This window comes from Pseudomonas sp. A014 (assembly GCF_052378495.1).
Classification (GTDB): domain Bacteria; phylum Pseudomonadota; class Gammaproteobacteria; order Pseudomonadales; family Pseudomonadaceae; genus Aquipseudomonas; species Aquipseudomonas machongensis.
In genome coordinates this window covers 5302923-5322897 of sequence record NZ_CP199001.1, presented here as the reverse complement: position 1 = coordinate 5322897, position 19975 = coordinate 5302923, and the positions used below count along the sequence as shown (strand labels likewise).

Sequence of the window (19975 nt, the reverse complement as noted above, 5' to 3'; positions counted from 1 at the left end):
CCCAATCTTCAGATGCAACACGAAAATTCCTACTGGTGATCCTTAGATGGACTTCAAAGACTATTACAAGATACTCGGCGTCGAGCCCAGCGCGGACGAGAAGGCGATCAAGGCCGCGTACCGCAAGCTGGCGCGCAAGTATCACCCCGACGTCAGCAAGGAGCGTGACGCCGAGGAGAAATTCAAAGAGGCCAACGAGGCCTACGAAGTGCTGGGCGATGCGCAGAAACGCGCTGAATTCGACGAGATCCGCAAGTACGGCGGCCAGCATGGTCGGCCGTTCCAGGCGCCGCCAGGCTGGGAAAGTCGCGGCGGTGGCGGCGGCTTCGAGAGCGGTGACTTCTCCGACTTCTTCAGCTCGATCTTCGGTGCCCGTGGCGGCAATCCCTTTGGCGGCGCACGCGGCCAGCAGCGCAGTGCCGGCAGGCGAGGGCAGGACGTGGAACTGGAACTGGCGGTGTTTCTCGAAGAGACCCTGAGCAAGGACTCCAAGCAGATCAGCTTCCAGGTGCCGCAGACCAACGCTGCCGGGCAGCGCACCGGTTTCACCACCAAGACGCTGAACGTGAAGATCCCGGCCGGAGTGACCGACGGCGAGCGCATTCGCCTCAAGGGCCAGGGCGCTCCGGGTGTCGGCGGTGGTGCCAACGGCGACCTGTTCCTGACCATCCGCATGGCGCCGCACCCGCTGTTCGATGTCGAAGGCCACGACCTGATCATCACCGTGCCGCTGGCTCCCTGGGAGGCAGCGCTGGGCACCAAGGTGGCGGTACCGACCCTGACCGGCAAGATCAACCTGACCATCCGCCCCGACAGCCAGAGCGGCCAGCGCCTGCGGGTCAAGGGCATGGGCCTTGCGAACAAGCAGGGCGAGCGTGGCGATCTCTACGCCCAGCTCAAGGTGGTCATGCCGAGCACCTCCGATGCGACCACTCGCGAACTCTGGACCAAACTCTCCGAGAAGGCCGCGTTCAACCCGAGGACACAATGGAGTAAGTGACCATGAGCAGCACCCTGATCGTTCAACTGGACATGCGAACCTTGTGTCAGGAGGCCGATGTCACGGCCGACTGCGTGATCGAAATCGTCGAGCACGGCATTGTCGAACCCACCGGGCGCACCCCGGAGGACTGGTTATTCGACGATCAGGCGCCGCTGCTGGCCAAGCGTGCGGCAAAGCTGCACCAGGAGTTGGAACTGGAGTGGGAAGGGGTGGCGCTGGCGCTGGAGTTGCTGCAGGAAGTGCAGCAGTTGCGCAGTGAGAACAGCATGTTGAGGCAGCGTTTGGGGCGATTCACCCAGATGTAGAACTGCGGTGTTCTCAAGCGCCAGCCAGCACCTTGTAGTACAGCGCCGTCGCCCGATACACACCGTCCGGGCCGCAGGCATAGTCCGGGATCTCCCCGGCCTTGTCATACCCCAGTGCCTGGTAGAACCCCTCGGCACCCGACCCTGCCTCGGTGTCCAGGTACAGCATCCCGCGTTTCAGACGTCGGGCATCGGCCTCCAGCGCCGCTATCAACTGTTGCCCCAGCCCACGCCGTCGGGCACGGCTGTGCACCAGCAGCTTCTGCACCTCGGCGCGGTTCAGGCCGTTGGGTTTCAGGCACAGCCCCAACTGCACGCTGGCCAGCACCTCCTGCCCCTGGGCGATCACCCAGAGCAACTGCTCACCGCTGACAAGCCGGCTGCGAACTTCAGCGAAATACGCAAGCGCCTGGGCCTCGTCGATGTCCGCCAGAAACCCCACCGAAGCCCCATTGCGTACCGCATCGAGCAACAGCGCCACGAGGCTGTCGCGGTAGTAGGTCAGGCTCTCGTGGGTGACGCGCTGTAGCTGTGCGGCGTTCATGAATCAGTCCTTTCGAGGGGGGTCGCGGTTGTCGTCCAACGCCAGTTGCATGAACGTCAGGTCGAGCCAGCGACCGAACTTCACCCCGACCTGGGCCATTTGCCCGGTCGTAATGAAACCCAGCCGCTCGTGCAGACGGATCGAGGCCGCGTTGCCGCTCTCGATGGCCGCGACCATCATGTGCTTGCCGCACTGCCGGGCGCGCTCGACCAGCGCCTGCATCAGCAGCGGACCCAGGCCCTTGCCGCGCTGGTCGCTGCGGATGTACACCGAGTGTTCGACCGTGAGGCGGAAACCCTCGAACGGCCGCCAGTCGCCGAACGAGGCGTAGCCCAGTACGCCGTTTGCGTCGGCCGCGACCAGGATCGGGTAACCCCGCTCGGCGCGGGCGGCGAACCAGGCCTGGCGGTTGGCCAGGTCGACCGGGGTTTCGTTCCAGATCGCCGTGGTGTTGCGCACGGCGTCGTTGTAGATGTCGAGGATGCCCGCCACGTCGTCGGGTAGGGCATCACGGATCTGGTAGCTCATGGCAGTGTCTCGCAAAGTCGATGTTGCAGATTAAATGGTTACCAGCCCGCGCACACCTTCGGCCTGCATGTTTTCGCCGCGGCCGCGCTGGACGATTTCACCGCGGGCCATGACCAGGTACTGGTCGGCCAGCTCTTCGGCAAAATCGTAGAACTGCTCGACCAGCAGGATGGCCATGTCGCCGCGCTGGGCGAGGCTGCGGATGACCGCGCCGATTTCCTTGATCACCGACGGCTGGATGCCTTCGGTAGGTTCGTCGAGGATCAGCAGGCGCGGGCGGCTGGCCAGGGCGCGACCGATCGCCAGCTGTTGCTGCTGGCCGCCGGAGAGGTCGCCGCCACGGCGCTGCTTCATCTGCTCGAGCACCGGGAACAGCTCATAGATGAATGCCGGCACCTCCCGCGCCTCGCGGGCGCTGAAGCGCGACAGGCCCATCAGCAGGTTTTCCTCCACGGTCAAGCGCGGGAATATCTCGCGGCCTTGGGGCACGTAGGCGATACCGGCATGCACCCGTTGCTGGGGCTTGAGCGCAGTGATCGGCTTGCCCTCCCACTCGATGCTGCCTTCGCGGGCTGGCACCAGGCCCATCAGGCAGCGCAGCAGGGTGGTCTTGCCCACGCCGTTGCGGCCCAGCAGGCAGGTGACTTCGCCGATCCTGGCTTCGAACGACAGGCCTCGGAGGATGTGGCTGCCGCCGTAGTACTGGTGCAGGGTGTCGATCTTGAGCATGTTGGGTTCCTGTCAATTCTGCTTTGCCTGTACCGGCCCTTTCGCGGGTAAACCCGCTCCCACAGGGGCGGCGCAGTTTCCGAGACATTGCACCGTACCTGTGGGAGCGGGTTTCCCCGCGAAGAGGTCAGTGCAGGTTTCCTGATCTAGCGGCCCAGATAAACCTCGACCACCCGCTCGTCCGCCTGCACCTGTGCCAGCGACCCCTCGGCCAGCACCGAGCCCTGGTGCAGCACCGTCACATGGTCGGCAATGCTGCCCACGAAGCCCATGTCGTGCTCCACCACCATCAGCGAATGCGTGCCCGCCAGGCCCTTGAACAGCTCGGCGGTGAACTCGGTCTCGGCGTCGGTCATGCCCGCCACCGGCTCGTCGAGCAGCAGCAACTGCGGCTCCTGCACCAGCAGCATGGCGATCTCCAGGAACTGCTTCTGGCCGTGTGACAACAGCCCGGCCTGGCGCGAGGCCAGGCTGTTCAGGCGCACGGTCGTCAGTACGTGCTCTATTCGTTCACGCTGCTCGCCGCTCAAGCGCGCCGCCAGGCTGGCCCAGACCGACTTGTCGGTCTTGAGCGCCAACTCGAGGTTTTCATGCACGCTCAGCGCCTCGAACACCGTGGGCTTCTGGAATTTGCGGCCAATGCCCGCCTGGGCGATCTGGTACTCGCTCATGCGGGTCAGATCCAGGGTATCGCCAAAGAACGCACTGCCGGTGTCGGGGCGGGTCTTGCCGGTGATCACGTCCATCATCGTGGTCTTGCCGGCGCCGTTGGGGCCGATGATGCAACGCAGTTCGCCAACGCCGATGTACAGGTTGAGCGCGTTGAGCGCCTTGAATCCGTCGAAGCTGACGCTGATGTCTTCAAGGCTCAGTACCGTGCCATGGCGGGTGTCGAGCCCGGCCTTGCGCGGCTGGCCCAGGCCGATGGCGTCGCGGCCGGTGCCCACCTGATCGAAGACCGGCTCCAGCATGAATTCCGGATGAACCGCAGGGATGCCTCTCATGGCTGGCTCCTTTTCTTCAGCAGCCCGACCACGCCCTTGGGCAGGTACAGGGTGACCAGGATGAACAGTGCGCCGAGGAAGAACAGCCAGAACTCCGGGAAGGCCACGGTGAACCAGCTCTTCATGCCATTGACCAGGCCTGCGCCAAGCAGCGGGCCTATCAGCGTGCCGCGACCGCCCAGGGCAACCCAGACAGCGGCTTCGATGGAATTGGTCGGCGACATCTCGCTGGGGTTGATGATGCCCACCTGCGGCACGTACAGCGCCCCGGCCAGGCCGCACAGCACGGCGCTGAGCACCCATACCAGCAGCTTGAAGCCGCGCGGATCGTAACCGCAGAACATCAGGCGGTTCTCGGCATCGCGCAGCGCGGTGAGCAGGCGCCCGAACTTGCTGCGCGTCAGCCACCAGCACAGGTACAGGCTGCCCAGCAGCAGGATGACCGTGAGCAGGAACAGCACCGCGCGGGTGCCCGGTGCGGTGATCTCGAAGCCCAGGATGGTGCGGAAGCTGGTGAAGCCGTTGTTGCCGCCGAACCCGGTTTCGTTGCGAAAGAACAGCAGCATCCCGGCAAACGTCAGGGCCTGGGTCATGATCGAGAAGTACACCCCCTTGATCCGCGAACGGAAGGCGAACCAGCCGAACACCAGTGCCAGCATCCCCGGCGTCAGTACCGCCAGGCACAGCGCCCAGGCGAAGTGCTGGGTACCGGCCCAGTACCAGGGCAGCTCGCTCCACGACAGGAAGGTCATGAAGCCCGGCAAGCCGTCGCCGGCCGCCTGGCGCATCAGGTACATGCCCATGGCATAGCCGCCCAGGGCGAAGAACAGGCCGTGGCCCAGCGACAGCAGCCCGGCATAGCCCCAGACCAGGTCCAGGGCCAGGGCGACGATGGCGTAGCAAAGGATCTTGCCGACCAAGGTCAGGGTGTAGGCCGAGACCTGCAGCGCATGGCCGTCCGGCAGCAGCGACAGCAGTGGCAGGGCCAGCAGCACCAGGATGACGATGGCGCCGATGGCCAGTGACAGGCGTGGCCCGACCTTTTGCGTGGCAGTGACAAGCAGTGGCTGGTTCATCAGTCGATTACCCGTCCCTTGAGGGCGAACAGGCCTTGCGGGCGTTTCTGGATGAACAGAATGATCAGCGCAAGGATGAGGATCTTGCCGAGTACCGCACCGATCTGCGGTTCCAGCAGCTTGTTGGCGATGCCCAGCCCGAAGGCCGCCCAGAGGCTGCCGGCCAGTTGCCCGACGCCGCCGAGCACCACCACCAGGAAGGAGTCGATGATGTAGCTCTGGCCCAGGTCAGGGCCGACGTTGCCGACCTGGCTCAGGGCGACCCCACCCAGCCCGGCGATGCCCGAGCCCAGGCCGAAGGCGAGCATGTCGACGCGCCCGGTGGACACACCGCAGCAGGCCGCCATGTTGCGGTTCTGCGTGACCGCGCGCACGTTCAGCCCCAACCGTGTGCGGTTGAGCAGCAGCCAGGTGAGCAGAACCACCGCCAGGGCGAAGCCGATGATCACCAGGCGGTTGTAAGGCAGCACCAGGTTGGGCAGCACCTGGATGCCGCCAGACAACCACGCCGGGTTGCTCACCTCGACGTTTTGCGCGCCGAACAGCAGGCGCACCGCCTGGATCAGGATCAGGCTGATGCCCCAGGTCGCCAGCAGGGTTTCCAGGGGGCGGCCGTAGAGATGGCGGATGACGGTGCGTTCCAGCGCCATGCCGACCCCAGCACTGACGGCGAAGGCCACCGGCAGGGCGATCAGCGGGTAGAACTCGATGGCGCCGGGGGCGTAGCGCTGCAGCAGCACCTGCACCAGGTAGGTGCTGTAGGCGCCGAGCATCAGCATTTCGCCGTGGGCCATGTTGATCACCCCGAGCAGGCCGAAGGTGATCGCCAGGCCCAAGGCCGCCAGCAGCAGGATCGAACCCAGCGACAGGCCGCTGAACGCCTGGCCGAGGATCTCACCGAACAGCAGCTTGCGTTGGACCTGGGCCAGGCTGGTCTCGGCGGCGGTGCGCACCCCGGCGTCGGGTTCAGCGCCAGGCTGCAACAGAACTTCCAGACGGGTACGTGCCAGCGGGTCGCCGGTTTCCCCGAGCAGGCGCACTGCGGCCAGGCGTACCCGAGGTTCGCTGGCGCCCAGCTGCAGGTTGGCCAAGGCCAGGCCCAGGGCGGCGTGCACGGCGGCGTCCGGCTCACTGGCGAAGGCGCGATCGAGCAGCGCCATCTGCGCCGGTTGCGCGCTCTTTTGTAGTTGCCGTGCTGCGGCCAGACGCAGGTTGCTGTCGGCGCTGAGCAGCTGATGGCTGGCCAGGGCGTTGTCGATCAGGCCGCGCAGACGATTGTTCAGGCGCACCTTGCGCGTGTCGTCTTCGGCAATACGCCCTTCGCGCAGGTTTTCCAGCAGCGCCAGGCGCGCCGGTTCGGGTTGTGCGGCCCAGCCTTCGAGCAGGCTGGCCTGTTCGGCGGGCTTGGCGCCGAGGAAGAATTCGCCCTCGCTGGCGTGGGTGGCCAGAGGCAGGAGCAGCAGGAGGGAGAGCAGGAGTCTGAGCATGCGGGTAATCCTGGAAATCGGCGGTGGATTCTTCGCGGGTGAACCCGCTCCCACAGGGACCGCGCGGGTTCCAGACCTTGCACCGTACCTGTGGGAGCGGGCTTGCCCGCGAATGGGCCGCAACGCGGCCCCCGTGCAATCAGTTGCCCTTCACCGCATAGTCAGGCCGCTTGTCGTTACCCGGAATGAACGGGCTCCACGGCTGCGCACGCAGCGGCTGCTCGGTCTGCCAGACCACACTGAACTGCCCGTCTTCCTGGATCTCGCCGATCATCACCGGCTTGTGCAGGTGGTGGTTGGTCTTGTCCATGGTCAGGGTGAAGCCGGACGGCGCCTGGAAGCTCTGCCCGGCCAAGGCCTCACGCACTTTGTCGACATCGGTGGACTTGGCTTTCTCGACCGCCTGCGCCCACATGTGGATACCCACGTAGGTGGCCTCCATCGGGTCGTTGGTCACCGCCTTGTCGGCACCCGGCAGGCCCTTGGCCTTGGCGTAGGCTTTCCAGTCGGCGACGAACTTCTGGTTGACCGGGTTTTCCACCGACTCGAAGTAGTTCCACGCCGCCAAGTGGCCGACCAGCGGCTTGGTGTCGATGCCACGCAGCTCCTCCTCACCCACCGAGAAGGCCACCACCGGCACGTCGGTGGCTTTCAGGCCCTGATTGGCCAGCTCTTTGTAGAAGGGCACATTGGAGTCGCCATTGACGGTGGAGATCACCGCCGTCTTGCCGCCCGCGGAGAACTTCTTGATGTTGGCGACGATGGTCTGGTAGTCGCTGTGGCCGAACGGCGTGTAGACCTCTTCGATGTCCTTGTCGGCCACGCCCTTGCTGTGCAGGAAGGCGCGCAGGATCTTGTTGGTGGTGCGCGGGTAGACGTAGTCGGTGCCCAGCAGGAAGAAGCGCTTGGCACCACCGCCGTCTTCGCTCATCAGGTATTCCACCGCCGGGATCGCCTGCTGGTTGGGCGCAGCGCCGGTATAGAACACGTTCGGCGACATCTCCTCGCCTTCATATTGCACCGGGTAGAACAGCAGCCCGTTGAGCTCCTCGAACACCGGCAGCACCGACTTGCGCGACACCGAGGTCCAGCAGCCGAACACCACCGCGACCTTGTCCTGGGTCAGCAGTTGGCGGCTCTTCTCGGCGAACAGCGGCCAGTTCGAGGCCGGGTCGACCACCACCGGTTCGAGCAGCTTGCCATTGACCCCGCCCTTGGCGTTGATTTCGTCGATGGTCATCAGCGCCATGTCCTTGAGCGACGTTTCGGAAATGGCCATGGTCCCGGACAGCGAATGCAGGATGCCGACCTTGATGGTCTCGGCCGCCTGGATGCTCCAGCTCAGGCCCATCGCCGCAATCGATGCGCTGAGGGTGAAGGCCTTGATCAGACTGCGTCGCTTCATGTGCTCTCTCCGCTGAGTTGTTGTGGTGTTGGCAGAAGGGAGATTGCAAAGGCTGTGCCGTGGTGCGCGAGGCTACGGATTAGAAGGGTTGTGCTTCGATGCGGGGCTTGGATGAGGGCCAGGTTGGTGCTTGCGCGGCTGGCCTGCACAGGATTGGGGCCAGGGCGGTGAACAGTTTTGACACATAAGCGGTACTTGAGTACCGTTCGGCACCGCAGTAGATTCTGCGGGTCGGGATTGGCGTCCCGCTGTCAGAACCGGGCACATCGCATACGCGATAGTTGTGCCCTGCATGGTTGCACCCGTTATGGGCGGAGCCGTGTGTGGGAGCCTTCGGGCTCACCGGACCTTCTGACCGGCAACGCCAACCCGCACGGCTCCGTCCACCCATATTGGCGTATGGGCTCGGAGCGTCATAAAGAGAGAGCTGCAAGGAGATGCACCATGCTCAAGAAGATTGCGCTCCCACAGGTATTGCGCAGGTCTTCAGTACTGCGCGGTCCCTGTGGGAGCGGGTTTACCCGCGAAGGGCTGCACAGCAGCCCTGTGCAGATCAGTGGTCGCGCACCACCGCCCGCGGCTGGCGCTTGCTGCGCACGAACTGGTAAGTGACCGCCAGGATCAGGAACCAGATCGGCGTCACCACCAGCGCCGACCGGGTGTCGGCCTCCAGGCTCAGCAGCACCAGGATGCCGGCGAAGAACACCAGGCACACGTAGCACATGAAGCGCCCGCCAGGCATCTTGTAGATCGACTTCTCGTGCAGCGCAGCGCGCTGCTTGCGGTAGCTCAGGTACGACAGCAGGATCAGCGTCCAGACGAACATGAACAGCACCGCCGACACCGTGGTCACCAGGGTGAAGGCTTCGATCACGTTCGGCACCAGGTAGATCAGCACCGCGCCGAGCAGCAGGCACAGGCAGGAGAAGTACAGGCCGTTGGCCGGCACGGCGCGCCGCGAGAGCTTTTCGAAGGCCTTCGGTGCATCGCCTTCCTGGGCCAGGCCGTAGAGCATGCGGCTGGTGGAGAACACGCCGCTGTTGGCCGACGAAGCGGCCGAGGTCAGCACCACGAAGTTGATGATGCTTGCCGCTGCCGGCAGGCCGGCCAGCACGAACAGTTCGACGAACGGGCTCTTGCCCGGGACCACGTCGCGCCATGGTGTAACCGCCATGATCGCGATCAACGCCAGCACATAGAACACGATGATGCGGATCGGGATCGAGTTGATCGCCCGTGGCAGAGTGCGCTCGGGGTTCTTCGCTTCGGCGGCGGTGGTGCCTACCAGCTCGATGCCGACGAAGGCGAATACCGCGATCTGGAAACCGGCGAAGAAGCCGAACAGGCCATTGGGGAACATGCCGCCGTCATTCCACAGGTTGGCCACGCTGGCCGTGTGGCCGCTCGGCGACTGGAAGCCGGTGATGACCATGTACAGGCCGGTGGCGACCAGGCCGAGGATGGCGACGATCTTGATCAGGGCGAACCAGAACTCCATCTCGCCGAACAGTTTCACCGTGACCAGGTTCAGCGACAGCAGCACCGCCACGCAGGTCAGCGCCGGTATCCACTGCGGCAGGTCGGGGAACCAGAACTGTGTATAGGCTGCGATCGCCACCACGTCGGCGATGCCGGTGACGACCCAGCAGAACCAGTAGGTCCAGCCAGTGAAGTAGCCGGCCCAGGGGCCGAGCAGGTCGGCGGAGAAATCGATGAACGACTTGTAGTTGAGGTTCGACAGCAACAGCTCGCCCATGGCACGCATGACGAAGAACAGCATGAAGCCGATGATCATGTAGACGAAGATGATCGACGGGCCGGCGAGGCTGATGGTCTTGCCCGAGCCCATGAACAGGCCGGTGCCGATGGCGCCACCGATGGCGATGAGCTGGATGTGGCGGTTGGTCAGGTTGCGCTGCAGATGCTGGTCATCTGCCTGGGGGGATGAGGTCCGGGTCATAGGCTGCATTCCATTGAGGGTCAGTCTTCTTGTGAGCGAAAGCCGGTTAGGCTAACACGCACTGCAAAGGTGCGGGCGTGACAGATCGCCACGATCTTGGCGGTGCAGTGGGATTTTTGACTGACCGCAGTCAAGGGTTGGCCTTTTCGCGGGCAAGCCGGCTCCCACGGTACAGCGCTGAACCCGAGTCTGCGCCGTACCGTGGGAGCGGCGGTTCGGCGCCCCGACTTGCCCGCGAAAAGGCCGACGCGATTCAAGCCTGAACCGCGACCCGCCCGCGCCGCACCACCAGGCTGTCGACCACCCACATCACTACCATCGACACGCCCACCAGCGGGAACACGACACCCAGCACCAGCATCACCGTCACCGCTGTCTTCCAGCGCGGCAGGTCATGCCGCAGCGGCGGTACGCCAAGCCCACCGGACGGGCGGCGCTTCCACCACATCACCAACCCGCTCACCGAGCCCAGCAGGATCATCAGGCACACCAGCAGGATGACGATCTGGTTGAGCGGCCCAAACATCTTGCCCTCGTGCAGCATCACCCCAAGCTCGGTGGCGCGGGCTACCGGGCTGTAGTCGTGCCAGCGCACGTCGGCGAGGACCTTGCCGGTGTACTGGTCGACATGCAGGGTGGCGTCGTTACGCGGATCATCGGCGAACACCGCAATGGTGAACACGCCTTCAGCGGTGCTCGGCGAGGTGATGCTGTAGCCCGGCGCCACGCCGCGGGCGTTGGCCAGATCCTCGACCTGCTGCAGGGTGATCTGCGGCGCGGCCGGTGCGCTGTGCATGTCGTGATGGCCCATGTGCTCGGCATGCGCGCCGGACACCGGCATCGGCGTGTTCTCCAGGGCCCAGGGCACGGTCTGGCGATGGGCGCTGTTCAGCGCGCCGGCCTGCTGGTCGGATTTCGGTACGTCGTTCCACATCGCCGCCGGGAAACGGTTCCACAGGTCGGCGTACTGCTTGCCCCACAGCCCGGTCCAGGTCATGCCGCTGAGCAGCATCAGCAACAGCAGTGCCGAACCCCAGAAGCCGCTGACCGCATGCAGGTCGCGCCAGAGCACGCGCCCGCGTGCCGACAGGCGTGGCCACAGTACGCCACGGCTGTTGCGGCCACGTGGCCACCACAGATAAAGCCCGGACACCACCAGCACGATGCCCCAGCCTGCGGCGAGCTCCACCAGCCGATCGCCGACAGTGCCGACCATCAGCTCGCCATGCAGGGCGCGGGCGATGGCCTGCAGGTTCTGCTTGCCGTCCTGCGCGCCCAGAACCTTGGCGTTGTACGGGTCGACGAACACGTTCAGTTCGCGGCCGCCGTCATGCACCACGAACTGCGCGCTGCGCTCGGCGTTCAGCGGTGGCAGGTACTGGCCGACATGGCCCTGTGGATAAGCCTGGCGCACCTGGGCCAGCAGCGTGTCGGCGCTCTGGCGCTGCGGGCCGGCCTCGACCACCATCAGGTCGCGGTACATCCACGGGTCGAGCTGCGGCTTGAACAGGTAGATGATCCCGGTGATCGCCAGCAGGATCATGAAGGGCGCGACGAACAGCCCGGCATAGAAATGCCAGCGCCAGGCCAGGTTGTAGAAGGATTGCTTTGGTTTGCTCATGGAGCCTCCCGTTCGACCAGGTGGGGCGCGGTCAGGCCCGCGCCCCGGTTGTTATTGTCAGAAGCTGAAATCGACCTTGGTCCAGAAGGTCCTGCCCGGCTCGTTGACCGGCTGCGGGTCTGCCGCCGGGTAGCCGAACCCGGCGTTCCCGGCCAGGTTCAAGTGCTCGGCGTAGGCCTTGTCGAACAGGTTGTCGACGCCCGCGCTGAGCTTGAGGTTGTTGTTGACCTTGTAGGCACCGTTGAGCGAGAACACGCCGAAACCGCCGCTCTTCTCGTAATCCTTGCCCACCACGTTGCCCTGGTTCTGGGCGATGCGGTTCTGCGCCGCGACCAGACGCCACAGCGCACCGACGCTCCAGGCATCGCGGCTGTAGGTCAGGCCCAGGCGGCTTTCCAGCGGAGGCATCTGCGGCAGGGCCTTGCCGTCGCTGCTGTTCTTGCCCCAGGCGTAGGCCAGCGTCGCGTCGGCTTTCCAGTTTTCGTCGAGCTTGTACGCCGCACCCAGCTCGCCGCCCATGATGCGGGCGTCGATGTTCTGCGCCTGGGTGCTGCTCATGCCCATCATGCTGCGGTAGTCGAACAGGATGTAGTCGCGGATCTGTCCGACGTAGCCGGAGGCCCAGGCTTGCAGGCGTTCGTCCTGGTACTGGATGCCGAAGTCGAGCTGGGTGGTCTTCTCCGGCTTGATGCTGTCGAAGGCGTTGACCGAGCCCCGCGGGCCGTTGGTTGGCGAGAACAGCTCCCAGTAGTCGGGGAAGCGCTGGGCGTGGCCCAAGCCGATGTAGCTGGTAGCGGAAATCGCCGCCAGGTCATGCTCGTAGCGGATGAAGCCGCTGGGCAGGGTATCGGCGCGGGTATCGCCATGGGTAGCACTGGCCTGGCGGAAGTCGCGGGCCGAGGCGCGGTCCAGGCGCGCGCCGCTGATCAGGCGATCTTCGCCGGTGGCGTACCAGGTCAGCTCGCTGAACGCGCCGTAGTTATGGAAGTCGGCGTCCTTGGTCCAGGGCTGGCCCTTGTGCGCGTCGACGCCCATGCCGCCGCGTTTGCGGTGTTCGTTGGTCTGCGCGTCGATGCCGCTGATCAACTGTACGTCGGCCCAGCGCCAGGTCGCCTTGATACGTGCGCCGAGGGTGCGCCGATCGACGTTGCTGACCATGGGCATGCCCATCATGCCGCTGCCCGAGGGCGTGCGCAGGCTGTAGCTGTCCATCACGTGGTCGGCATAGTTGTAGTAGACCTGCGCCTCGACCTTGTCGAGCACCTCGCCGAGGTTGGACTTTTCAAAGCGCAGACCCAGGCTTTCGCGCTTGAACTGCGAGCCGTCCATGCCGCGTCCGGCGTAGCGCGCTTCGCCATCGCCCTTGCCGGCGGTGAGTTCGAGCAGGGTGTCGGTATCCGGGGTCCAGCCGAGGGTCACGTCGCCGTTCCATTTGTCCCAGCGCGAAGGCACGGTATCGCCGTTGCCGTCCTTGTAGTCGTCCGAGCGCGACTGGTTGCCGACGAAGCGAGCATAGGCCTGGCTGTTGCCGGCGGCGGCGTCGAGCACCTTGTCGAAGCGGCCGTTGGAGCCGGCGAGCAGGCTGGCGTTGACCCGGCTGCCGAGGGTGCCGAATTTCTCCGGCTCGCGCTCGAAGAGGATGGTGCCGGCCGAGCCGCCGGGGCCCCAGATCACGCTTTGCGGGCCTTTGATCACGGTCAGGCGGTCGTAGGTTTCCGGCGAGATATACGAGGTCGGGGCGTCCATGCGGTTGGGGCAGGCGCCTAGCATCACGCCGCCGTTGGTGAGGATGTTCAGGCGCGAGCCGAACATGCCGCGCAGCACCGGGTCGCCGTTGGTGCCGCCGGAGCGGATGGCGGAGAAGCCGGGGATGGTCTTGAGGTAGTCGGCGCCGTCGCTGGCTGGCACCGGTTGACGGGGGTCCTTGGGGTTGGTGACCACGGTCAGCGGCGAGCTGGGCGCGATGGCGGTGATCACCGTCGGGCTCAGCTCCGGGGCGTCATGGCCTTCGTGGCCAGGCTCGACGGCGAGCGCCAGCGGGCTCAGCAGCGAGCCGCAGAGCATGGCGAGGGTCCCATGGCGGGACAGGGCAGAAACAGGGGTGCAGCCGGACATAATGATTCCAGTCGATCAGTCATGAGTAAGCGCGAAGCCTCCTGGCCTCGGGCGTGAAACGGGGTGGTCAGACGTTGATCGATGGAGGTGGGGCGCGGCTGCGGGCACCGGGAAACACCGCTTGCAGGGCATGGCCCTGGCGGGTCGGGCAGGTGGAGAGGGTGGTCGGGATGGTGCTGGCGAGGCTGAGTGGGCTGAGGGTCTGGGGCAGGGCGGGGCAGTTGAACAGCAAACTGCAGTAGCCGCATTTCTCCCAATCGGCGTGTAGCTGGCCGTCGTTGCCGTGACCGTGGTGGTCTTGCCCGGCATGCTGGTGCCCAGCGGCCATGGGCATGTCCATGGCCATGCTCATGTTCATGCCGGCGTGGTGATCCATCGGCATCGACTGGGAAACCAGCGGGCCGATGAAAATCATCCACATGGCGAACAGGCTCAGCCAGCCGCCACCGACGCGCCTGCGATCAGGGCGGGTGCTGCGGGCTGTGCTGTTGCGCGGCAAGCTCATGACGAGCACCTGTCAGCGGTCAGTGCGCGTGTTCGTGTCCTGCCTGGTCGGCGGGCGGCTGCTTCTGCACGGCGACGTCGACGGTGATGTCGCCGGCTTTCTCGAAGTGCAGGGTGAGCGGGAAGCGCTTGCCGTCAGTGAGCAGGCTGCGGTCCTTGGGCTGCATCAGCATCACGTGATAGGCGCTGGGGGCGAAGGTCAGGTCCTTGCCTGCAGGCACGACCACACTTTGTACCTGCTGCATCTTCATGGCGCCGGCAGCGGTCTTGACGTGTTCGTGCAACTGGGCGTCGTCGCTGACGGGGCTTTCGACACTCAACAGACGGTCATCGACCTTGCCGTTGTTGTGAACGATGAAATACGCCGCGACATTGGGTGCGTTCGGTGGCAGTTCCAGCGACCAGGGGTGGGCGATATGCAGGTCGCCGACACTGTATTCGTGGGCATTGGCGAAGGCGCTGGGCAGCAGCAGGGTGGCCAGGATGAGGGCTTGCTTGAGCATGGTGAGTCTCCGGTCTGTACAGGTTCATGAACAGCGTCTTGAACTCAGGCCAACGGAGAGGCTCGCGGATTGAGCGCCGGCCAGAGCTGGCGCGGCGTGGGCTGGTGCGTGGCGAGTGGTGGTGCCTGGCCGAAGCGCAGTTGCAGCGGGCTGTGCAGTTGCGGTGCGTGGCTGGCCAGGGCGAGCACAGGCGAGGCACCCGAGCAGCACCAGCAGTGCTGCATGTTGGAGTGGTCGTCCTGTTGGCCCAGGTCGATCTTGGCCAGGGCCTGGACATCGAGCTTGGCCTTGCCCGCGCCAGTCGAGCAGAAGGCACCCCACAGCAGCTGTTCGGCCGGGCCCTTGGGCGCGGCAGAAGACAGCGGCATGGCCAGCAGGTTGAACAGCACTGCAAGGCAGGCTATCCAGGCGATGTGCCGACGTGGGGGCATGGAGAGATCCGGTCAGGAATCAGGTGGCTATTGTACGGCGGAGTATAGGTAAAAATGCGGGGGTGCGGTGAAGTGCCGCAGTTGTCGGTGCGCAGCGCTTGAAATCGGTGTTGTGTTCTTCGCGGATAAATCGGCGCGCCGAACCGCCGCTCCGGTTTACCCGCGAAGAGGACGGTGCGGTCTTCAGGCCTTGCCGCGCCCCAGCAACCCGCGCACGGTTTCCTGCAGGTCCGCTGGCAACACCACCACCTTGGAATTGTCGCTGCCGGCCAGGTTCTCCATCGCGCCGATGTAGCGCTCACCCAGCAGGTACATGGCCGGGGTGGTCTCGTTGCCCACCGCTTCACGTACCAGGGTGATCGCCCGGGCCGAGGCTTCGGCGAGGCTGATCTGCGCCTCGGCGTCCAGCCGTGCCGCTTGCAGGCGCGCTTCGGCTTCGAGAATGGCGGCCTGCTTGGCGCCCTCGGCGCGGGTCACGTCGGCCTTTCGTTCACGTTCGGCTGCGGCCTGGCGCTCCATGGCCTTCTGCATGTTTTCGGAAGGCTTGATGTCCTGGATCTCCACCGAGCGTACGGTCACGCCCCAGTCTTCGGTCTGTTCGGACATCGCCTCGCGCAGGCGCGCCTTGATCTGCTCGCGGCTCGACAACGCCTCGTCGAGGTCCATGGCGCCGACGATGGCACGCAGCGAGGTCATGGTCAGGCTGGTGACGGCGAAGGAGAAGTTCTGCACACCGTAGGAGGCCTTCTGCGGGTCGACCACCTTGGCGAAGCACAGGGCGTTGGCGACGATCACCGCGTTGTCGCGGGTGATGATTTCCTGTTGCTGCACGTCGAGGATGATGTCCTTGGTCGGCAGGCGGTAGGCGACCACGTCCATGTACGGCACCAGGATGTTCAGGCCGGGCTTGAGGGTGCTGTGGTAGCGGCCCAGACGCTCGACGATCCATTCCTCGCCCTGGGGCACGATGCGCACCCCCTTGAACAGGGTGATCAGAACGAACAGGGCGATGGCGCCGACGACGATGAGGCTGGTCATTGCAAGCTTCCTTTCAGTACGGATTCAGGGGCGGGTAACCCGCGCGGTGTTGCCTTCGATGGCGGCCAGGCGAACGCGCTCGCCGGCAGGGATGTCGCTGTCGGCGACGCAGGTCCATTCCTCGTTGCCGAGGATGGGCTTCTGGAAGCGCACCCGGCCTTTCTGGAACTGCGACACGCTGGCGGTCAGCAGGCCGACTTCACCGATCACGCTGTCGGCGGTCCAGCGCACGTCCGGCTTCTTGCGCCGGAACAGCTTGAACCACAGCAGGGTAGTGAGGGAGGAGAATGCCACCCACAGCAGCACCTGCATGTCCAGTTGCAGGGCCGGGGCGGCCAGGGCGATCAGCGACACCAGGATGGCGCCGATGCCGAACCAGAGAATGAAGAACGTAGGCAGGACCAGTTCGAGCAGGACCAGGGCGATGCCGAAGACGAGCCAGATCCACCATTGCATTTCCATATGGGCAGGGCCTTGCGGTGAGGGGGCTTGAAGTTTACGGCAGGGGACGCGGGAAGACTATTGGCAGTGGAAGATGGTGGCTTCGGAAACGGCCGGGGCTGCTGCGCAGCCCATCGCGGGACGAGTCGCAGCGGCGAACCGCCGCTCCCACAGAGTGGAGTGCGCTGCTCATATCGACAAGGCTTCGCGCAACTGCGCCACCGATCCGAACAGCCGATCCACCTCCGGCAGTTCCGGTCGCTTCAACACCAGCACCGGCACCCCACGCTCGCGCGCCACTTCAAGTTTTGGCTCGGTCGCGGCGCTACCACTGTTCTTGCTGACCAGTACATCGATCTGGCGCCGCTCGAACAGCGCTCGTTCATCCTCGAGGTTGAACGGTCCCCGTGCAGCGATCACCTCGCAACGTTCATTGCCCGCGCAGGCTTCCAGGGCACGCAAGGTCCAGAACTGGTGGGCCGGAATGTCTTCGAGATGTTGCAGCGGCTCGCGCCCCAGGGTGAATAACGGGCGCTTGAAAGGCGCCAATGCGTCGATCAACGCATCCCAGCCCTCGACTTCGCGCCAGTCGTCGCCCGGCTGTGGCTGCCAGGCGGGGCGGCGCAAGGCCCAGCAGGGAGTGCCCGCCGCCTTCGCCGCCTGTGCGGCATTGGCGCTGATCTGTGCGGCATAGGGGTGGGTGGCGTCGATCAGCAGCTCGATCCGTTCGCGCCGGAGGTAGTCGGCCAGGCCGTCGGCCCCGCCGTAACCGCCCACCCGCACCTGGCAGGTCAGGTCCTGCGGGATACGGCCGATACCGGCGAGGCTGTAGACATGCTCCGGCCCCAGCAACCGGGCGATGGCCAGCGCCTCGGTGACGCCGCCCAGCAACAAGATACGGCCGCTCATTGCACACCCGCCTTGCCGACGACACCGCCCTGGCGGTCGATGGCGAAGACCTCGACCTGCACCTGTGCAGGCACCACGCTGCGGGCGAATGCCAGGGCGTGGGCGCAGACGGCGTCGCCCAGGGCGATACCGGCGGCATGGGCGAGAGCCAATGCCTGCTGGCTGGTGTTGGCGCCGATGATCGCCGCCTGCAGGGCGGCGTCTGCACCGATATCGGCGGCCCAGCCTGCCAGTTGCGGCAGGTCGATGCTCGAATGACGGCTGTGCAGGTCCATGTGGCCCGCGGCAAGCTTGCTGATCTTGCCGAAACCGCCGCACAGCGTCAGGCGTGGCACCGGTACCTTGCGCAGGTGCTTGAGCACCGCGCCGACGAAGTCGCCCATTTCGATCAGGGCGATTTCCGGCAGCCCATAGACCCGGCGCATGGTGTCTTCGCTGGCATTGCCGGTGCAGGCGGCGATGTGGGTGTAGCCGTTGGTGTGGGCAACGTCGATGCCCTGGTGGATCGAGGCGATGTAGGCCGAGCAGGAAAACGGCCGGACGATGCCGCTGGTGCCGAGGATCGACAGCCCGCCGAGAATGCCCAGCCGCGGGTTCATGGTCTTGAGCGCAAGCTCCGCGCCGCCCTGCACGTTCACCGTCACCTCGAATCCGCCCGCGTAGGCGCACTCGCCTGCCAGTCGCTGCAGGTGCTCGCTGATCATCCGCCGCGGCACCGGGTTGATGGCAGGTTCCCCGACCGCCAGGACCAGGCCGGGACGTGTCACCGTGCCCACGCCTTGGCCGGCGACGAAGCGCACGCCCGGCTCGTCGATCAGGCGCACCTGGCTGTAGAGCAGGGCACCGTGGGTCACGTCGGGATCGTCGCCTGCGTCTTTCACGGTGCCGGCCTCGGCGCGCTCGCCGTCTCGGCGGCAGAATTCCAGGCGCATCTGCACCTGCTTGCCCTTGGGCAGGGTGATCTGCACGGCGTCGGTGGACTGGCCGGTGAGCAGCAACTGTGCTGCCGCCAGGCTGGTGGCGGTGGCACAGCTGCCGGTGGTCAGGCCGCTGCGAAGTGGCGCGGGCTGTTCGCGGGTTTCTTCACGCATCGAGGGGTTTCACCACCTCGAGCAGCGTGATCGGCAAGGCCTGGCGCCAGGTATCGAAACTGCCCAGGACCTGGGCCTGGGCCACGTGGATGCGGGTCAGGTCGCCGCCATGCTGCTCACGAAAATGCGCCAGGGCCAGTTCGCTTTGCAGGGTCACGGCATTGGCTACCAGCCGCCCTCCAGGGCGCAGACGCTCCCAGCACAAGGGCAGTACGCCTTCGCCGGTGACGCCGCCGCCGATGAAAATGGCATCGGGGCGTTCGAGATCGGCCAGGGCTTGTGGCGCCTTGCCGCGAATCAACTGCAGGCCAGGAACGCCGAGCTGGTCGCGGTTGTATTCGATGAACGCCTGGCGACCTTCGTCGGCCTCGATGGCCAGTGCGCGGCAGCTGGGGTGGGCGCGCATCCATTCGATACCGATCGAGCCACAGCCGGCGCCGACATCCCACAGCAGTTCGCCTGGCTGTGGTGCCAGGCGTGCCAGGGTGATGGCGCGCACGTCGCGTTTGGTCAACTGGCCGTCGTGACGAAAGGCGCTGTCGGGCAGGCCGCTGATGGGCGACAGGCGCGGGCTATCCGGCGCGGCCTGGCATTCGATGGCGACCATGTTCAGTGCTGCGACCTGGGCGTGTGGCCAGTCCTCTGCACTGCCGCTCAGGCGCTTCTCATCGGGGCCGCCCAAGTGTTCGAACACCTGCATCCGGCTCGGCCCGTAGCCGCGTTCACGCAACAACTGCGCAATGGCCGCAGGGCTGTCGCCGTCATTGCTCAGCACCAGCAGGCGCACACCGCTGTAGAGTTGGGCATTGAGCGCCGCCAGCGGCCGCGCGACCACCGACACCACCTGCACCTCCTGCAACGGCCAGCCCAGACGGGCGGCGGCCAGGGCGCAGGAGGAGGGCATCGACAGCACCTGCATCTGTTCGGCCGGGACCTGGCGCGCGAGGCTTGCGCCAACGCCGTAGAACATCGGGTCGCCGCTGGCCAGCACGCACACGGGCTCGCCGTGCAGGGCCAGCACAGGGGCGAGGGAGAACGGGCTGGGCCAGGCCAGGCGCTCACCGACCACGCAGCGTGGCAACAGGGCCAGTTGGCGCGGGCTGCCGAAGATACGTGCAGCACACAGCAGCGCGCGCCGGGCCTGCTTGCCCAGGCCGCTGAAGCCGTCTTCGCCGATGCCTACTACTGTCAGCCAGGGGGTCATCTGATCATTTCCGTCGTGTTGGGAGTCGTGTCGCCCTTTTCGCAGGCAAGTCGCAGCGGCGAACCGCCGTTCCCATA

The 19975-nt window shown here is 65.6% G+C and carries 20 protein-coding genes; 2 read left to right on the top strand and 18 right to left on the bottom strand.

Annotated elements, in window-relative coordinates; all coding sequences use genetic code 11:
- Positions 1 to 46: 46 nt before the first annotated feature.
- Positions 47 to 1000, top strand: a complete 954-nt coding sequence (gene cbpA / locus ACTYOL_RS24675) for a curved DNA-binding protein (RefSeq protein WP_323452406.1) — start codon at positions 47 to 49, stop codon at positions 998 to 1000.
- A gap of 2 nt (positions 1001 to 1002) precedes the next feature.
- On the top strand, positions 1003 to 1308 hold the full coding sequence (locus tag ACTYOL_RS24670) for a chaperone modulator CbpM (protein WP_054894567.1): 306 nt from the start codon (positions 1003 to 1005) through the stop codon (positions 1306 to 1308).
- A 13-nt stretch (positions 1309 to 1321) separates the two neighbouring features.
- On the opposite strand, the gene ACTYOL_RS24665 is transcribed toward ACTYOL_RS24670, so the two are convergent.
- The 18 genes from ACTYOL_RS24665 to cbiE all read right to left on the bottom strand — a co-directional run bounded on the left by ACTYOL_RS24665 (position 1322) and on the right by cbiE (position 19898).
- The gene (locus ACTYOL_RS24665; RefSeq protein WP_054894568.1) at positions 1322 to 1852 is read right to left on the bottom strand and encodes a GNAT family N-acetyltransferase; all 531 of its coding nucleotides are present in this window, start codon (positions 1850 to 1852) and stop codon (positions 1322 to 1324) included.
- A gap of 3 nt (positions 1853 to 1855) precedes the next feature.
- Entirely contained in the window at positions 1856 to 2380 is a 525-nt protein-coding gene (locus tag ACTYOL_RS24660; RefSeq protein WP_444757242.1) for a GNAT family N-acetyltransferase, read from the bottom strand.
- Between the two features lie 30 nt (positions 2381 to 2410).
- Positions 2411 to 3109, bottom strand: coding sequence for an urea ABC transporter ATP-binding subunit UrtE (gene urtE / locus ACTYOL_RS24655; protein WP_054894570.1), 699 nt, complete (start codon positions 3107 to 3109; stop codon positions 2411 to 2413).
- Between the two features lie 146 nt (positions 3110 to 3255).
- Entirely contained in the window at positions 3256 to 4113 is an 858-nt protein-coding gene (gene urtD / locus ACTYOL_RS24650; protein WP_063546347.1) for an urea ABC transporter ATP-binding protein UrtD, read from the bottom strand.
- Positions 4110 to 5189: an urea ABC transporter permease subunit UrtC gene (gene urtC / locus ACTYOL_RS24645; protein ID WP_444757241.1), complete on the bottom strand. Its 1080-nt coding sequence runs from the start codon at positions 5187 to 5189 to the stop codon at positions 4110 to 4112. The genes urtD and urtC overlap by 4 nt, the downstream gene beginning before the upstream one ends.
- Positions 5189 to 6676, bottom strand: a complete 1488-nt coding sequence (gene urtB, locus ACTYOL_RS24640) for an urea ABC transporter permease subunit UrtB (RefSeq protein WP_153774100.1) — start codon at positions 6674 to 6676, stop codon at positions 5189 to 5191. The genes urtC and urtB overlap by 1 nt, the downstream gene beginning before the upstream one ends.
- A 139-nt stretch (positions 6677 to 6815) precedes the next feature.
- The gene (gene urtA, locus ACTYOL_RS24635; RefSeq protein ID WP_112899285.1) at positions 6816 to 8081 is read right to left on the bottom strand and encodes an urea ABC transporter substrate-binding protein; all 1266 of its coding nucleotides are present in this window, start codon (positions 8079 to 8081) and stop codon (positions 6816 to 6818) included.
- Positions 8082 to 8634: 553 nt separating this feature from the next.
- Positions 8635 to 10041 carry a D-serine/D-alanine/glycine transporter gene (cycA, locus tag ACTYOL_RS24630; protein ID WP_444757240.1) on the bottom strand — a complete coding sequence of 469 codons (1407 nt, stop codon included), beginning with the start codon at positions 10039 to 10041 and terminating at the stop codon, positions 8635 to 8637.
- 253 nt (positions 10042 to 10294) lie between these two features.
- Positions 10295 to 11662, bottom strand: a complete 1368-nt coding sequence (locus ACTYOL_RS24625) for a PepSY-associated TM helix domain-containing protein (RefSeq protein ID WP_444757239.1) — start codon at positions 11660 to 11662, stop codon at positions 10295 to 10297.
- Positions 11663 to 11719: 57 nt separating this feature from the next.
- Positions 11720 to 13777 (bottom strand): TonB-dependent copper receptor, encoded by a 2058-nt coding sequence (locus ACTYOL_RS24620; RefSeq protein ID WP_444757238.1) that lies wholly within the window; start codon positions 13775 to 13777, stop codon positions 11720 to 11722.
- 67 nt (positions 13778 to 13844) lie between these two features.
- Positions 13845 to 14282 (bottom strand): DUF2946 domain-containing protein, encoded by a 438-nt coding sequence (locus tag ACTYOL_RS24615; protein ID WP_153774096.1) that lies wholly within the window; start codon positions 14280 to 14282, stop codon positions 13845 to 13847.
- Positions 14283 to 14301: 19 nt separating this feature from the next.
- Positions 14302 to 14784 (bottom strand): copper chaperone PCu(A)C, encoded by a 483-nt coding sequence (locus ACTYOL_RS24610; RefSeq protein ID WP_065861645.1) that lies wholly within the window; start codon positions 14782 to 14784, stop codon positions 14302 to 14304.
- Between the two features lie 44 nt (positions 14785 to 14828).
- A complete protein-coding gene (locus ACTYOL_RS24605) occupies positions 14829 to 15215 on the bottom strand; it encodes a DUF2946 domain-containing protein (protein WP_054894579.1) in 387 nt (128 codons plus the stop codon).
- A gap of 183 nt (positions 15216 to 15398) precedes the next feature.
- Positions 15399 to 16253, bottom strand: a complete 855-nt coding sequence (locus tag ACTYOL_RS24600; RefSeq protein WP_054894580.1) for an SPFH domain-containing protein — start codon at positions 16251 to 16253, stop codon at positions 15399 to 15401.
- A gap of 24 nt (positions 16254 to 16277) precedes the next feature.
- The gene (locus tag ACTYOL_RS24595) at positions 16278 to 16715 is read right to left on the bottom strand and encodes an NfeD family protein (RefSeq protein WP_054894581.1); all 438 of its coding nucleotides are present in this window, start codon (positions 16713 to 16715) and stop codon (positions 16278 to 16280) included.
- Positions 16716 to 16883: 168 nt separating this feature from the next.
- Positions 16884 to 17603 carry a cobalt-precorrin-6A reductase gene (locus tag ACTYOL_RS24590; RefSeq protein ID WP_444757237.1) on the bottom strand — a complete coding sequence of 240 codons (720 nt, stop codon included), beginning with the start codon at positions 17601 to 17603 and terminating at the stop codon, positions 16884 to 16886.
- Positions 17600 to 18694, bottom strand: a complete 1095-nt coding sequence (locus ACTYOL_RS24585; RefSeq protein WP_112899277.1) for a cobalt-precorrin-5B (C(1))-methyltransferase — start codon at positions 18692 to 18694, stop codon at positions 17600 to 17602. Before ACTYOL_RS24585 ends, ACTYOL_RS24590 begins: the two co-directional genes overlap by 4 nt.
- Positions 18687 to 19898: a precorrin-6y C5,15-methyltransferase (decarboxylating) subunit CbiE gene (gene cbiE, locus ACTYOL_RS24580; RefSeq protein ID WP_444757236.1), complete on the bottom strand. Its 1212-nt coding sequence runs from the start codon at positions 19896 to 19898 to the stop codon at positions 18687 to 18689. The genes ACTYOL_RS24585 and cbiE overlap by 8 nt, the downstream gene beginning before the upstream one ends.
- Between the last annotated feature and the right edge of the window lie 77 nt (positions 19899 to 19975).

Coding starts and splice junctions, on each gene's coding strand:
- cbpA (WP_323452406.1), top strand. CDS start 47: ATGGACTTCAAAGACTATTACAAGATACTCGGCGTCGAGCCCAGCGCG.
- ACTYOL_RS24670 (WP_054894567.1), top strand. CDS start 1,003: ATGAGCAGCACCCTGATCGTTCAACTGGACATGCGAACCTTGTGTCAG.
- ACTYOL_RS24665 (WP_054894568.1), bottom strand. CDS start 1,852: ATGAACGCCGCACAGCTACAGCGCGTCACCCACGAGAGCCTGACCTAC.
- ACTYOL_RS24660 (WP_444757242.1), bottom strand. CDS start 2,380: ATGAGCTACCAGATCCGTGATGCCCTACCCGACGACGTGGCGGGCATC.
- urtE (WP_054894570.1), bottom strand. CDS start 3,109: ATGCTCAAGATCGACACCCTGCACCAGTACTACGGCGGCAGCCACATC.
- urtD (WP_063546347.1), bottom strand. CDS start 4,113: ATGAGAGGCATCCCTGCGGTTCATCCGGAATTCATGCTGGAGCCGGTC.
- urtC (WP_444757241.1), bottom strand. CDS start 5,189: ATGAACCAGCCACTGCTTGTCACTGCCACGCAAAAGGTCGGGCCACGC.
- urtB (WP_153774100.1), bottom strand. CDS start 6,676: ATGCTCAGACTCCTGCTCTCCCTCCTGCTGCTCCTGCCTCTGGCCACC.
- urtA (WP_112899285.1), bottom strand. CDS start 8,081: ATGAAGCGACGCAGTCTGATCAAGGCCTTCACCCTCAGCGCATCGATT.
- cycA (WP_444757240.1), bottom strand. CDS start 10,041: ATGACCCGGACCTCATCCCCCCAGGCAGATGACCAGCATCTGCAGCGC.
- ACTYOL_RS24625 (WP_444757239.1), bottom strand. CDS start 11,662: ATGAGCAAACCAAAGCAATCCTTCTACAACCTGGCCTGGCGCTGGCAT.
- ACTYOL_RS24620 (WP_444757238.1), bottom strand. CDS start 13,777: ATGTCCGGCTGCACCCCTGTTTCTGCCCTGTCCCGCCATGGGACCCTC.
- ACTYOL_RS24615 (WP_153774096.1), bottom strand. CDS start 14,282: ATGAGCTTGCCGCGCAACAGCACAGCCCGCAGCACCCGCCCTGATCGC.
- ACTYOL_RS24610 (WP_065861645.1), bottom strand. CDS start 14,784: ATGCTCAAGCAAGCCCTCATCCTGGCCACCCTGCTGCTGCCCAGCGCC.
- ACTYOL_RS24605 (WP_054894579.1), bottom strand. CDS start 15,215: ATGCCCCCACGTCGGCACATCGCCTGGATAGCCTGCCTTGCAGTGCTG.
- ACTYOL_RS24600 (WP_054894580.1), bottom strand. CDS start 16,253: ATGACCAGCCTCATCGTCGTCGGCGCCATCGCCCTGTTCGTTCTGATC.
- ACTYOL_RS24595 (WP_054894581.1), bottom strand. CDS start 16,715: ATGGAAATGCAATGGTGGATCTGGCTCGTCTTCGGCATCGCCCTGGTC.
- ACTYOL_RS24590 (WP_444757237.1), bottom strand. CDS start 17,603: ATGAGCGGCCGTATCTTGTTGCTGGGCGGCGTCACCGAGGCGCTGGCC.
- ACTYOL_RS24585 (WP_112899277.1), bottom strand. CDS start 18,694: ATGCGTGAAGAAACCCGCGAACAGCCCGCGCCACTTCGCAGCGGCCTG.
- cbiE (WP_444757236.1), bottom strand. CDS start 19,898: ATGACCCCCTGGCTGACAGTAGTAGGCATCGGCGAAGACGGCTTCAGC.